Raw genomic sequence first — 12,794 nt, 5'->3', positions numbered from 1 at the left:
ACGCGCTGATCTGCAACCGTCACGGCGACAAACGACTTTAGAGAACGAATTATGGCTGACCGTCTGAAAAACAACTTTCAGTTTCTGGATGTGGGCCGTCAGGATCCCGATAAAAAGGCGATCAAAACCCGCAAGACACAGTTTGTGGAGATCTACCAGCCCTTCAAGGAGGAGCAGGTAAAGCATCAGTCACACCGCTGCCTGGAGTGTGGCAACCCCTACTGTGAGTGGAAGTGCCCGGTACACAACTTTATCCCGAACTGGCTGAAGCTGGTGTCGGAAGGCAATATTTTTGAGGCCGCTACCCTCAGCCACCAGACCAACACCCTGCCGGAAGTGTGCGGCCGCGTGTGCCCGCAGGATCGCCTGTGTGAAGGTGCCTGTACACTTAACGACGGTTTTGGTGCAGTGACCATTGGCAACGTCGAGAAGTACATCACCGATACTGCTCTGGCCATGGGCTGGAAGCCGGACATGTCGCAGGTGGTATGGACCGACAAGAAGGTGGCGGTAATCGGTGCCGGCCCTGCCGGTCTCGGTTGTGCCGACGTACTGGTGCGCAACGGTGTCAAGCCGGTGGTGTTCGACAAGTACCCCGAGATCGGTGGCCTGCTGACCTTCGGTATTCCGGAGTTCAAGTTGGAAAAATCGGTGATGTCCCGTCGCCGCGAGCTGTTCACTGAAATGGGCATTGAGTTCCGTCTCAATACCGAAGTGGGCAAGGACATTACCATGGCCGAGTTGCTCAGCGAGTACGACGCCGTGTTTATGGGTATGGGTACCTATAACTACATGAAGGGCGGCTTCCCCGGTGAAGAGCTGCCAGGTGTCTACGACGCGCTGCCGTTCCTGATCTCCAACGTCAACCGCAACCTCGGATTCGAAAAGGATCCCGAAGAGTTCATCAGCGTTGCCGGCAAGAAGGTGGTGGTACTGGGTGGTGGTGATACCGCCATGGACTGTAACCGCACTTCAGTGCGTCAGCAGGCAGCCCGGGTAACCTGTGCCTATCGCCGTGACGAGGCCAACATGCCCGGTTCCAAGCGCGAAGTGGCCAACGCCCGTGAAGAGGGTGTGAAGTTCCTCTTTAACCGCCAGCCCATCGCCATCGTCGGTGAAGACAAGGTTGAGGGCGTGAAGGTAGTAACCACCCAGCTGGGTGAACCGGATGAGAACGGTCGTCGTCGCCCTGAGCCGATCCCCGGCAGCGAAGAGATCCTGCCTGCCGATGTGGTGCTGATTGCCTTTGGCTTCCGTCCGAGCCCGGCCGACTGGTTTGCCGATCACGACATCAGCGTTAACGACTGGGGTGGTGTGGATGCCGCGGAAGAGCAGCAGTTCAAGTTCCAGACCTCCAACCCGAAAGTCTTCGCCGGTGGTGATATGGTGCGCGGTTCCGACCTGGTGGTGACTGCCATCTGGGAAGGCCGCCAGGCCGCCGAGGGTATTCTCGACTACCTGGATGTGTAAGCCTCTCCATTTGCAGTAGCTGAAAACGGCCGCACCTATGCGGCCGTTTTTATTTGTGCTGTCGTCCCCGGGCCAAGGTCGCAGCTATCCCCGCCTAGCCCCTGGCTCCCAACCCCAGTAGAATGCCCCCTCTGCGAATGAGTGAGCGAAGTGTAGCCCCATGTCTGAATTGAAAAACGATCGTTTTCTGCGTGCCCTGATGAAGCAGCCGGTGGATGTTACCCCGGTATGGATGATGCGCCAGGCCGGTCGTTACCTGCCGGAATATCGCGCTACCCGCGCCCGCGCCGGCGACTTTATGAGCCTGTGCATGAATCCGGAGATGGCCTGTGAGGTCACCCTGCAGCCGCTGGACCGCTATCCACAGCTGGATGCCGCCATTCTCTTCTCCGATATTCTCACTATCCCGGACGCCATGGGTCTGGGTCTCTACTTTGAGACCGGCGAGGGCCCGCGCTTCCGCAAGTCAGTGCACACCGAGGCCGACATCGATGCCCTGCCTGTGGTGGACATGAGCAAGGACCTCTCCTACGTGGTGGATGCCGTGAGCCTGATTCGCCGTGAACTCAATGGCCGTGTGCCGCTGATCGGCTTTACCGGCAGTCCCTGGACCCTGGCCACCTATATGGTGGAAGGCGGCTCGTCGAAAGACTATCGCCGCACCAAGGCCATGCTCTACGATCAGCCGCAGCTGCTGCACAAGTTGCTGGACAAGCTGGTGCTCTCCATCACCGATTATCTCAATGCCCAGATCCGGGCGGGCGCCCAGGCGGTGCAGATTTTTGATTCCTGGGGCGGGGCGCTCAGCTACAACGCCTATCAGGAGTTCTCCCTGCAGCCGATGCAGCGCATCATTGACGGCCTTATCCGTGAACACGATGGCCGTCAGGTGCCGGTGATCCTGTTTACCAAAGGCGGTGGCCAGTGGCTGGAAAGCATGGCGGATTCCGGGGCGACGGCGCTGGGGCTGGACTGGACCACGCACATTGGCCAGGCCCGCCAGCGGGTTGGCGGCAAGGTAGCGTTGCAGGGCAATATGGACCCAGCGGTACTCTACTCGAGGCCGGATGCCATTCGCCGCGAAGTGGCCACGATCCTGGAGGCCTACGGCCCAGGTTCCGGCCACGTCTTCAACCTCGGCCATGGGGTAACGCCGGAAGTGGATCCGGCCAATGCGGGTGCGTTCTTTGAAGCGGTACACGAACTGTCGGCGCAATTTCATGTAGGCTAATAGTTGACCAGAATTCAGTCGAAAGGGAAAATAGACGCCACCTGCACGTCTTGCAGGTCGTAGGGATGGATAGCCCGCTCCGCAGAGCAGGTTGCGAATATGGGGACTTCTACCGGGTCCCGCATTCAGTGAATCAGACTGCGCGGCACAAGTAAGGTGGTTGTGTGGGAATCAAGCAGATCAAAATCGATGTCAGCGAACTGAGCGTGGGGATGTTTGTCTCCGGGCTGGATCGCCCGTGGACGCAGACACCGTTTCCCCTGCAGGGTTTCTACATCCGCGACCTCGACGAGATCCGCGACCTCAAGACCCACTGCCGCCACGTCTATATCGATATCGCCAAGGGCAAGGGGCCGGTGGCGACCAAACTCAAGACACTGGATCTCGATGCAGCCAGGAGAGAGGCGCGGGTTTCCCGTGCTACCAGGGTCAAGATTGATGTCGCCCCCCTTAAGATTCGCCGCAATCTCTATGAGCAGCAGACCTCACTGGAGAAAGAGATCTCCAGTGCCCGCCAGTTGCACCAGCGGGTTTTCAAAACCATTGGCGATATGGTGGCGGAGCTGGAGTCCGGCAACGATCTGCCGATTCAGGAGACCCGCCGGGTTGCCAGTGAGATGGTGGACAGTATCCTGCGTAACCCCGACGCTTTCAGCTGGTTGATCCGGGTCCGCGAAGTGGATGAGTACACCTATGCCCACTCCCTGCGTTCCGCGGTGTGGGCGATTATTTTTGGTCGCCACATCGGCATTCCCAGAAAAGACCTGGATAGCCTGGCGATGGGTGTGTTGCTCAAGGACGTTGGTAAGGCCAGGATTGATACCTCGATCATTGAAAAGGTCGAGCGCAGCGTCGCCGAGGAGCGGGAGTTCGAACGCTTTGTGGAATTGGGTGTGGAGCTGTTGCGACAGACGCCGGACATCGACCCCAAGGTGGTGTCGGTGGTGAAGACCCACTGTGAGCGGGTTAACGGCAGTGGTTTCCCCCAGCACCTTCGTGGCGACAAAATCCCCTTGCTGGGCAAGATTGCCGGTATCGTCTCCTTCTACGACGAGACCACCAACCCCCGCGGCCAGAAGTACCCGCTCTCGCCCTCCCGGGCAGTAGCGCAGCTCTATGAGGCCCGTGACAAGGAGTTCCAGGAGGAGCTGGTGGTGGAGTTTATCCGCGCCATTGGCCTCTATCCCACCGGTACCCTGGTGGAATTGACCACCGGCGAAGTGGCGGTGGTGCTGGAGCAGAATTTCGAGCGTCGCCTGAAGCCAAAAGTGATGGTGGTGCTGGATGCCTGCAAGAATCCCCTGACCAAGCCCTTTATGCTGGACCTGGCACTGGACGACCGCCAGAAGCAGGCGCTGGTGGATGCGGGCAAGAAGACCCTCGATGAGGTGGAGAAGATCGAGATCGCCCAGGACCTGGAGCCGGGTCGCTTCGATATCGATATCGCCGGAATCCGCGATGACTACCTGATCAAATCGGAAGAGAAGAAGGGGTTGTTCGCCTTCCTGAAAGGCCGCCGGGCCTGAGGCCCGGCACTCTCACGGCGCTTTCAGTGCGTCGTAACCCGTCCCATGAGCTCACCCATGCGCGTCGCCGAGCCGGCGGTCAGCGCTTCGTCCCACGCCACCGCATCGTCACCAAACAATACGATGGCGGTTGAACCCAGTTTAAAGCGACCGATCTCGTCACCCTTGGCAAAAGCCTCAGGCCCCTGATCGGGGTAGTGGGTGGTGGCAATCTGCCGCTTGTACGGAGTCACCTGGCCCGCCCACACCGTTTCAATACTGGCGACGATCATGGCGCCCACCAGGATTACGGCCATGGGGCCGGCGGCGGTATCAAAGATACACACTACCCGCTCGTTGCGGGCGAACAGTCTCGGTACATTGGCGGCGGTGGTGTCGTTCACCGAGAACAGGTCGCCAGGCACATGCACCATGGTGCGCAGGGTGCCGTCCAGGGGGATGTGCACCCGGTGGTAATCCCGTGGGGACAGGTAGACCACGGCAAACTTGCCGCCCTCGAAGGGTTCGGCCAGCAGCGGGTCGCCGCCCACCAGCTCCAGCAGGCTGTAGTCCTGTCCCTTGGCCTGGAAGATACGGCCGTGACGAATATCACCCAGCTGGCTGATGGCGCCATCGGCGGGGAAGACCACGCCATCGTCGTCGCTGCAGATGGGGCGGGCGCCGTCCCGCAGGGCGCGGGTAAAAAAGTCGTTGAAGCTGGCGTAGGCCAGCGGATCACTTTCGGCCGCTTCGCTCATGTCGATGCCGTAGCGCTGCACAAACCAGCGGGTAAACGGATCCTTGATCCAGCTAATGGAGGTATTGGCGAGCCAGCCCGCCAGCCGTGACAGCAGGTGCTGCGGTACCAGGTGCTGGAAGGCGATAAACAGGGAATCTTTCATAGAATTGCTTAATCGTGCTTGTGGGAAAGTGGTTCGGGGACAGACGGTATGGGAGTTAGCCCTGTCCCCGCTATCAGGGGTTCAGACTTCCACCGGGGTATCCGGCAGGTTGCCCCACTCGGACCAGGAGCCGTGGTAGCCCTTGACGTTATAGCCGAGGATCTTCCCCAGCAGGTAGGTAAATCCGGAGCGGTGATGGCTCTGGCAGTGGGTGACGATGGTCTGCTCCCGGCTGAAGCCCAGCTGTTGCAGGGCCGCGTCGGCGTCCTCGCGGATACGCAGGTCGTGGGCGGGATCCATCATGGAGGTCCATTCGCAGTGGATGGCGCCGGGGATGTGACCGCCTTTCTGCGCCAGCACTTTCTCGCCCCGGTATTCGCCGGCGCTGCGCGCGTCCCAGACGCGGAAATCCGGTTCGCCCAGATGCTGCAGAATAAAGTCCGCTTCAATTACCACCTCCGGATCCAGTGACAACGACTGTGGCACCGGTGTACGTGGCGCACTCTCCTGTGTCTGTGGCAAGCCGGCAGAGCGCCAGCCCTGAATGCCACCGTTGAGGTAGGAGTAGTGTTGGTGGCCGATGGCATCCAGGGTCCAGATCAGGCGCCCGGCCCAGCCGCCGCCCTCATCGTCGTAGGCCACCACATGGGTGTCCGGGGTCAGGCCGAGGCCGCTGAACAGCTGCTCCAGCAGGTGCAGGGCGGGAATCTTGCCGGCGGCCGGGGGCTCACCGCACACCAGTCGCTTGGGAGAGACGTACTGGGCGCCGGGGATATGACCTTCGTGGTAGCTGGCCTCACTGCAGAGGTCGATGATCAGCAGGTTGCTGTCCTCAAGGTGTGCTTGCAGCTGGGCGGGTTCAATCAGCAGGGGCATGCTGGAACTCATGGGGTTCTCCTATGCGTGGCCTTCACGGCACTTGCCGGGCCGTATTTCAACGGGGCTTATTGTACGGGAAAGTTGTACGGGAAAGTTGTAATGGAAGTTGTAAAGGAGAGCTGTGATGGAGCTTGTCCCCGCAAGACCCACCTGGATTTGGCTCTTTATTGCCACTCCGGTGCGCCAAAGCGGGCGGCCAGCTGGCGCAGATCCTCCTCGCGGCCGATCCCCAGGCTATTACTGACCATGCACAGCATGCTGTAGGTACCGACAGTGAACAGCAGGTCCATAACCTGTTGCTGCGACAGGAACCCTGTCAGCGCCTGCCAGTGATCATCGTCAAGGCGCGCCTGCGCCAGCAATTGCTCGACGGCCCGTAGCACAGCCCGTTCCTCCGCATTAAAGTAAGCAGAGCCTGAGCCCTCCTGTACCGGCGCAAAGTCGCTCTCCTGCAGGCCGTTGCGCAGGGAGGTGCGCAAGTGGCTGGACCAGGGGTAGACGCCCCGTTGCAGCCAGGTGGTGCGCAGGATGGCCAGCTGCCGCAGGCGCACTGGCAGGGTGGAGTCGGTGAGCAGGTAGTTGTTGAAGCGCAGGAAGGGGGCCGCCACCGGCGGGTGTTGCGCCAGGGTAGCCAGCACCGGGTTGAGGTTGACCGGCAGGCGCCCGGGGGCGGAGAAGATATCCACCACCTGCTGCTGCGCCTCGTTGCGCTCCTCCGGTGCCAGCGGCGGTATGCGTGCCGGCGGGTCGGGGGGCAGGCTGGTGTCCTGCGGGTTCTCCGGGTCGCTCATGGCTGATCCTCCTCAGGGATCCTGCAGCGTCGACAGGATATGACGGAAGCTCGCCATACGCTGCTGACTGATGTGACCGTCTTCCAGCGCCTGGCGGATGGCGCAGCCGGGCTCGGTCTGGTGGGCGCAGTCGCGGAACTTGCATTCGCCGAGGAAGGGGCGGAACTCCACAAAGCCCTCCAGCAGCGACTGCTCGTCCATGTGCCAGAGGCCGAACTCGCGAATACCGGGGGAGTCGATCAGGTGGCCACCGGCGGGAAAATGGTAGAGCTGGGCGGTGGTAGTGGTGTGGGTGCCTTGCTGGCTCACCGCCGACAGGGCGCCCACCTTCAGGTCTTCATCGGGCAGCAGGGTGTTGATCAGGGAGGACTTGCCCACCCCGGACTGGCCCACAAACACACTGGTGTAGTGGGTCAGGTACTCGGTGAGGTTTTCCATACCATCGCCGGTTTTGCTGGAGACGTTGAGCCACTCGTACCCCAGTGTCCGGTAGCGGGCTTCCATCTCTTCGAGTCGTTGGCGGCTTTTGTCGTCGATCAGGTCGGTCTTGTTGAGCAGGATAATGGGCTGGATCTGCAGGGTCTCGGCCGCCACCAGGTAACGGTCAATGAGGTTGCCGTGGGGCTCCGGGTAGGGGGCGATAACGATAACGATGCGGTCGATGTTGGCGGCCACAGTCTTGAGGTCGCCGTAGGGATCCGGCCGGCTCAGCTCCGAGTGGCGCGGCAGCACCGCCACCACCACACCCATGGTGGCGCCCATGCGCCAGATTACCCGGTCGCCGGTGACCAGTGAGCCGAGGTTGGCGCGCAGGTGGCAGCGGCAGACTTCGCCGGCGTTGTCGCCGTCGGTGGCCTCAATGGACACCTGGGTGCCGTAGTGGGCAATCACCAGCCCGTGCTGTTCCGGCCCCAGGTCGCTCTCCTGCAGGGCCTCCTCGGCGCGGGCCTCCCGTTTGGCGGCGCGCTCGGTGCGCTCCTGCTGGATCTTCTCGATGCGCCAGCGCTGACGCCGGGACAGTTTGCGTTTACTCATGGACGAAAATTCGCTGGCAAATGGGCGGAAGGGCGCAAAAGCAGTTACCATTATTGCCCATCGAAACCCCGGCATTGTAAGGGATTTAGCAATTATGAGTAGTGTCAGCGCCACCAACCCCCACAATCTGATCTGGATCGACCTGGAAATGACCGGCCTGATCCCGGAACAGGATGTGATTATCGAGATCGCCACCATCGTCACCGACGCCCATCTCAATGTGCTGGCTGAGGGGCCGGTGTTTGCCATTCACCAGCCGGCAGAGGTGATGGCGGCCATGGACGAGTGGAATACCCGCCAGCATGGCCAGTCCGGTCTCACCCAAAGGGTGCTGGAGAGTCAGGTCACTGCAGCCCAGGCGGAGCAGGCGACTATTGAGTTCCTGGCGCAGTGGGTGCCGGCCGGTGCCTCACCCATCTGTGGTAATTCCATCTGCCAGGACCGTCGTTTCCTGGCCCGCTACATGCCGCAACTGGAGGCCTTTTTCCACTACCGTAACCTGGACGTGAGTACGCTGAAGGAGCTGGCGCGGCGCTGGAAACCGGAAGTGCTGGCCGGTGTAAAAAAATCCGCCGCGCACCTGGCGCTGGAAGATATTCGTGACTCCATTGAGGAGCTGAAGCACTACCGGGCGGAGTTTATCCGTCTGTAAGTTGTGGTGTGTTGTGGATCCCCGCCCACCCCAGAGTGCCCTCTCTTGCAGCTAAGCTGCAATTCACCTTGTGCGCGGGGATGACTGTCAACGGTTGGGAGTCTCGTATCGAGCATCCAGTGGATCCCCTCCCACCTCAGAGTGCCCTCTCTTGCAGCTAAGCTGAATTCACCTTGTGCGCGGGGATGAAAATTTTCGAACCGGGAGTCTTTACCCGTCATTCCCGCGCAGGCGGGAATCCACTTGTGCCAGAGGTGTGTCGGATCAGTAATTGACTAGCCGCTCGCCGCTCGCCGCTCGCCGCTCGCCGCTCGCCGCTCGCCACTCGCCACTCGCCACTCGCCACTCGCCACTCGCCACTAGTCCTTGGTGTTGTAGACATCCAGCACCAGCCCCCAGACGTTGTACGGGGCAGGCACATCCCAATCACTGTAGACCGCATCCCACTCTTCGTAGAAATACTCACCCATCTCGCGGAAGGTGGGACGGCCGGGGTCGGTAATCACCGCCCGCTGCAGGCCCGCTTCCATACCGCGCTCGATCACCCCGGTCAGGGTGGGCACCAGTGAATCCCAGAAACAGATATCGGCACCGATGATCATGTCGAAGTCGAGCAGGAAGTCGGTGGTGATGTCTTCAAACAGCATCTGTACTGTCTGCGGTTTCTTGACGCCGTTGATTTTGGCGTGGTGCTTCAGGTACGGAAACACAGCATCGTCGGCATCCAGGCAGGTGATGTCGACGTCAAAATTCTTGGCGCAATAGAGGCTGCCCAGACCCCAGCCGCAGCCCAGCTCCAGAATCCGCATACCGGGATCCGGTGGGCACTCGGAGAGGTAGTCCATCAGCACATAGGTGGACTTCCAGAATTTGTTGCCGTGCAGCGAGGTGTAGTTGCCCTTGTCGCGGATGCGGCGGATGTCGGGGTGGCTGTTTTTCAGGACTTGCAGGCCAAAGGCTTCGCGGCTGTCGGTTTCAGACATGTTGTTCCTTGGGTGGCAGGTGCGTGGTGGCGCGGTGTCAGTCGCGGCGCAATTTGCGCCGCCGCCGGCGCGCCGGGTTGGCGTGTTGCTGCAGGGCCCATGATACATGCTCCTGCACCAGCGCCGAAGGATAGTCCTGCTTTTGTTGCAGCGCTGTGACAACCGCGTCGCTGGTGGGAGCATTGCCCAGCCCCACCGCCAGGTTGCGCAGCCAGCCCTCGTAGCCGACGCGACGAATGGCGGAGCCTTCGGTGTTGCGCAGGAACTCTGCCTCGCTCCAGTTAAACAGGGTAATCAGGTCGGCGCGGTCCAGTTGGTGCCGCGGGGTAAAATCCACTTCCCGGGTAAATTGCGCGTACTTGTTCCAGGGACAGATGGCCTGGCAGTCGTCGCAACCGAACACCCGGTTGCCCATGGGCTCGCGAAAGATCTCCGGAATGGACCCCTTGTTCTCGATGGTGAGGTAGGAGATGCAGCGCCGTGCATCCAGCTCATAGGGGCGCGGAAAGGCGTCGGTGGGGCAGACCTTGAGGCAGGCCTGGCAGTCGCCGCAGCGATCGGTTTGCAGGGAGTCGTCCACTGGCAGCGGCAGGCTGGTGTAGAGCTCGCCGAGGAAAAACCAGCTGCCCGCCTGCTCATTAATGATCAGGGTGTGTTTCCCCACCCAGCCCAGCCCGGCCTTGGCGGCCAGCGGTCGTTCCAGCACCGGCGCGCTGTCGACAAACGCGCGCTGGATCAGTTCACTCCCGCCCGCGCCCTGGGTAATCAGCTCCTGCTGCACCGCGGCATCAATCTGCTGGCCCAGTTGGCTCAGGCGCTTGCGAATCAGTTTGTGGTAATCGCGGCCGAGGGTGTAGCGGGACAGGTAGGCCTTGTGCGGGTCTTTCAATGTTTCGATCTGCCGGGTGTCCGCCGGCAGGTAATCCATGCGTGCGCAGATTACCCGCTGCGTGCCCGGCAGCAACTCCTGCGGGCGGCTGCGCATATGGCCGTGTTCACCCAGCCACTGCATATCACCCTGGTAGCCCTTGGCCAGCCACGCCTGCAGCCGTTCTTCGTCCAGCGCTAGGTCGGTGTCGCAAATACCCAGCTGCTGGAACCCCAGCTCCCGTCCCCAGACCCAGATCCGCTCGCGCAGGGCCAGCAGAAACTCTTGGCTCAACAGGGGGTTAGGCTGTGACGTTGATGCAGTCATGGGGGCAGGTCTGGCAGGGGGATCTGTGTATAATTGTCCCACAGAACGACAACACTCGGGAAACCCTCATGTCCAACATCTTGCCCGCGGATCACTCCCTGCCCTACAGCGATTGCCTGCCCGCTGACCTGTTCCTGGCCGAACAGGTACGCGCCATGGATCGCTGTGCCATCGACGAGCATGGCATTGCCGGTATTCACCTGATGAAGCGGGCAGGTCGGGCGGCCTTTGATGCGCTTCTGACCCACTGGCCTGACCCGGATGAGATTACTGTTCTCTGCGGTGCCGGCAATAACGCCGGCGATGGCTATGTGGTGGCGGCGCTGGCGTCGCAACGGCGCATCCCGGTAACCGTGGCCTGGGTGTCGGATCCGGAGAAGCTGACCGGCGACGCCAAACTGGCCTACGAGTATGCGCGCCGCGAGGGCGTCATCATGCTGCCGCTGGAGGAGATGGTGTGTCCCCACGGGGTGGTAGTGGATGCGTTGCTGGGCACGGGCTCCCGTGGTGATATGCGACCGGAGTACGTCACCGCCATTGAGCGGGTGACAACCTGTGGCCTGCCGGTGCTGTCGCTGGACCTGCCGTCCGGCCTCTGTCCCGACAGTGGCCGCCAGTTGGGGGCGGCGGTGCATGCGCAGGTGACCGTCACCTTTATCGGTGTTAAGCGTGGCCTGCTCACCGGTCGTGGACCGGCGCTTACCGGCAAACTCTATTACGCCGACCTGGGTGTGCCGGCGGCGGTGCTGGAGAGCCAGAGCGCCAGCGCCGAGCGACTGTCACTGCCGCAGTTGTTGCAGTGTCTGCCGCAGCGTGACGGCGATGCCCACAAGGGTAACTTTGGTCACGTCATGGTGGTGGGCGGCGATACCGGTTTTGGCGGTGCGGCGGCCATGGCCGGCGAGGCGGCGGCGCGCATGGGCGCGGGGCTCACCAGTGTGGCTACCCGTCCCGAGTATGTGCCGGCCATTGTGGCGCGGCGTCCGGAATTAATGGTGCTGGGGGTGAGCTCCGGCCAGGAACTGGCGGCGCAATTGGCGCGCGCGACCGTGTTGGTGCTGGGGCCGGGACTGGGTCAGTCCAGCTGGTCCGAGCAGATGCTGCAGCAGGCGGCGGCCAGCGGCCTGCCGGTGGTGCTGGATGCCGATGGCCTCAACCTGCTGGCCGAGGGGCGGGTGCTGCCGCAACAGCGTCGCGACAACTGGATTCTCACACCGCACCCCGGTGAAGCCGCACGTCTGTTGCACACCACTACGGAAGCGGTGCAACAGGATCGCTTTGCCGCTGCCCGCCAGTTGCAGGAGACTTTCGGCGGTACGGTTTTGCTGAAAGGCGCCGGTACTATCATCTGCGCGCCGGACGGCAGTCTCAGCGTCGCCAATGTGGGTAACCCGGGTATGGCATCCGGTGGTATGGGCGATGTGCTCAGTGGTGTCATCGGCGGTTTGCTGGCGCAGGGGCTGGAGCCCTGCACCGCCACCAAGCTGGCGGTGTGCCTGCACGGCACGGCGGCGGACCTGGCCGTGGCGGAAGAGGGCCAGCGAGGCCTGTTGGCGGCGGACCTGATGCCCTACCTGCGCCACCTGCTCAACAGCGAGATGCTTTGATGAGCGACGGGCCGGATTGTCTGGAGCTGTATCTGGCGGACGAGGCGGCGACCGTGGCTGCCGGTCGCCAGCTGGGGGAGTGCCTGCGGGGTGGCATGGTGATCTATCTGCAGGGTGACCTCGGCGCCGGCAAGACCACCACCAGCCGCGGTATCCTCTCCGCCTTTGGTCATTCAGGCGCAGTTAAGTCCCCCACCTATACCCTGGTGGAGCCTTATGAGCTGACGGGCTTGACCCTCTACCACTTCGACCTCTATCGTCTGGGAGATGCGGAAGAGCTGGAGTACATGGGCATTCGCGACTACTTCACCCCTGATTCGGTCTGCCTGGTGGAGTGGCCGTCGCGGGGAGCCGGTGTGTTACCGGCGCCGGACTTGCAGCTGACCCTGACCACAGCGGCACCGGGACGGCAGCTGCAGCTGCAGGCCGGCAGCGACGCAGGCCGGGCAGCGCTGGCCCGTTTGCACCAGCTACACACAGGCACTGTGCCTGCCAACCACTGACTACGAGAGTGCGCCTGAACATTATGTTGCAGCGGGGACAG

General features: G+C 61.9%; 12 protein-coding genes. 6 read left to right on the top strand and 6 right to left on the bottom strand.

All coding sequences use genetic code 11. From position 1 onward, the window contains the following. The first annotated feature begins 51 nt into the window (after positions 1 to 51). From GSF27_RS09360 to GSF27_RS09350, 3 genes are all read left to right on the top strand, one after another. Complete coding sequence (locus GSF27_RS09360) at positions 52 to 1,470, top strand: FAD-dependent oxidoreductase (protein ID WP_160968225.1); 1,419 nt, start codon at positions 52 to 54, stop codon at positions 1,468 to 1,470. A 160-nt stretch (positions 1,471 to 1,630) separates the two neighbouring features. Then, on the top strand, positions 1,631 to 2,701 hold the full coding sequence (hemE, locus tag GSF27_RS09355; RefSeq protein ID WP_160968223.1) for a uroporphyrinogen decarboxylase: 1,071 nt from the start codon (positions 1,631 to 1,633) through the stop codon (positions 2,699 to 2,701). 164 nt (positions 2,702 to 2,865) lie between these two features. Next, the gene (locus GSF27_RS09350) at positions 2,866 to 4,227 is read left to right on the top strand and encodes an HD-GYP domain-containing protein (protein WP_160968221.1); all 1,362 of its coding nucleotides are present in this window, start codon (positions 2,866 to 2,868) and stop codon (positions 4,225 to 4,227) included. Positions 4,228 to 4,250: 23 nt separating this feature from the next. Here GSF27_RS09350 and asd read toward each other — a convergent pair whose 3' ends face one another. From asd to rsgA, 4 genes are all read right to left on the bottom strand, one after another. Beyond that, positions 4,251 to 5,108, bottom strand: a complete 858-nt coding sequence (gene asd, locus GSF27_RS09345) for an archaetidylserine decarboxylase (RefSeq protein ID WP_160968219.1) — start codon at positions 5,106 to 5,108, stop codon at positions 4,251 to 4,253. A gap of 81 nt (positions 5,109 to 5,189) precedes the next feature. Further along, positions 5,190 to 5,996 carry a rhodanese-like domain-containing protein gene (locus tag GSF27_RS09340; RefSeq protein ID WP_160968217.1) on the bottom strand — a complete coding sequence of 269 codons (807 nt, stop codon included), beginning with the start codon at positions 5,994 to 5,996 and terminating at the stop codon, positions 5,190 to 5,192. A 155-nt stretch (positions 5,997 to 6,151) separates the two neighbouring features. Further along, positions 6,152 to 6,778 carry a carboxymuconolactone decarboxylase family protein gene (locus GSF27_RS09335; RefSeq protein WP_160968215.1) on the bottom strand — a complete coding sequence of 209 codons (627 nt, stop codon included), beginning with the start codon at positions 6,776 to 6,778 and terminating at the stop codon, positions 6,152 to 6,154. Positions 6,779 to 6,790: 12 nt separating this feature from the next. Continuing rightward, complete coding sequence (gene rsgA, locus GSF27_RS09330; protein WP_160968213.1) at positions 6,791 to 7,813, bottom strand: small ribosomal subunit biogenesis GTPase RsgA; 1,023 nt, start codon at positions 7,811 to 7,813, stop codon at positions 6,791 to 6,793. Between the two features lie 94 nt (positions 7,814 to 7,907). Between rsgA and orn the strand changes: the two genes are divergently transcribed. Beyond that, positions 7,908 to 8,465: an oligoribonuclease gene (orn, locus tag GSF27_RS09325; RefSeq protein ID WP_160968211.1), complete on the top strand. Its 558-nt coding sequence runs from the start codon at positions 7,908 to 7,910 to the stop codon at positions 8,463 to 8,465. A gap of 359 nt (positions 8,466 to 8,824) precedes the next feature. On the opposite strand, the gene GSF27_RS09320 is transcribed toward orn, so the two are convergent. Then, a complete protein-coding gene (locus GSF27_RS09320) occupies positions 8,825 to 9,448 on the bottom strand; it encodes a methyltransferase (RefSeq protein ID WP_160968209.1) in 624 nt (207 codons plus the stop codon). A gap of 37 nt (positions 9,449 to 9,485) precedes the next feature. Continuing rightward, positions 9,486 to 10,643 (bottom strand): tRNA epoxyqueuosine(34) reductase QueG, encoded by a 1,158-nt coding sequence (gene queG, locus GSF27_RS09315; protein WP_160968207.1) that lies wholly within the window; start codon positions 10,641 to 10,643, stop codon positions 9,486 to 9,488. Positions 10,644 to 10,711: 68 nt separating this feature from the next. Between queG and GSF27_RS09310 the strand changes: the two genes are divergently transcribed. Both GSF27_RS09310 and tsaE read left to right on the top strand, forming a co-directional pair. Next, the gene (locus GSF27_RS09310) at positions 10,712 to 12,250 is read left to right on the top strand and encodes an NAD(P)H-hydrate dehydratase (RefSeq protein ID WP_160968205.1); all 1,539 of its coding nucleotides are present in this window, start codon (positions 10,712 to 10,714) and stop codon (positions 12,248 to 12,250) included. Beyond that, positions 12,250 to 12,753 (top strand): tRNA (adenosine(37)-N6)-threonylcarbamoyltransferase complex ATPase subunit type 1 TsaE, encoded by a 504-nt coding sequence (gene tsaE / locus GSF27_RS09305; protein WP_160968203.1) that lies wholly within the window; start codon positions 12,250 to 12,252, stop codon positions 12,751 to 12,753. Before GSF27_RS09310 ends, tsaE begins: the two co-directional genes overlap by 1 nt. The last annotated feature ends 41 nt before the right edge of the window (positions 12,754 to 12,794 follow it).

The sequence above is a fragment of the Pseudomaricurvus sp. HS19 genome (assembly GCF_009857815.1).
Taxonomy (GTDB): domain Bacteria; phylum Pseudomonadota; class Gammaproteobacteria; order Pseudomonadales; family Cellvibrionaceae; genus Pseudomaricurvus.
Note: the sequence above shows the minus strand (reverse complement) of the source record. Positions and strands in the feature narration are given on the sequence as shown.

What these genes read in the sequence shown, in the direction of transcription:
- tsaE (WP_160968203.1), top strand. Translation starts at nt 12,250, where the DNA reads ATGAGCGACGGGCCGGATTGTCTGGAGCTGTATCTGGCGGACGAGGCG.
- GSF27_RS09310 (WP_160968205.1), top strand. Translation starts at nt 10,712, where the DNA reads ATGTCCAACATCTTGCCCGCGGATCACTCCCTGCCCTACAGCGATTGC.
- GSF27_RS09360 (WP_160968225.1), top strand. Translation starts at nt 52, where the DNA reads ATGGCTGACCGTCTGAAAAACAACTTTCAGTTTCTGGATGTGGGCCGT.
- orn (WP_160968211.1), top strand. Translation starts at nt 7,908, where the DNA reads ATGAGTAGTGTCAGCGCCACCAACCCCCACAATCTGATCTGGATCGAC.
- asd (WP_160968219.1), bottom strand. Translation starts at nt 5,108, where the DNA reads ATGAAAGATTCCCTGTTTATCGCCTTCCAGCACCTGGTACCGCAGCAC.
- GSF27_RS09335 (WP_160968215.1), bottom strand. Translation starts at nt 6,778, where the DNA reads ATGAGCGACCCGGAGAACCCGCAGGACACCAGCCTGCCCCCCGACCCG.
- GSF27_RS09340 (WP_160968217.1), bottom strand. Translation starts at nt 5,996, where the DNA reads ATGAGTTCCAGCATGCCCCTGCTGATTGAACCCGCCCAGCTGCAAGCA.
- hemE (WP_160968223.1), top strand. Translation starts at nt 1,631, where the DNA reads ATGTCTGAATTGAAAAACGATCGTTTTCTGCGTGCCCTGATGAAGCAG.
- GSF27_RS09320 (WP_160968209.1), bottom strand. Translation starts at nt 9,448, where the DNA reads ATGTCTGAAACCGACAGCCGCGAAGCCTTTGGCCTGCAAGTCCTGAAA.
- rsgA (WP_160968213.1), bottom strand. Translation starts at nt 7,813, where the DNA reads ATGAGTAAACGCAAACTGTCCCGGCGTCAGCGCTGGCGCATCGAGAAG.
- queG (WP_160968207.1), bottom strand. Translation starts at nt 10,643, where the DNA reads ATGACTGCATCAACGTCACAGCCTAACCCCCTGTTGAGCCAAGAGTTT.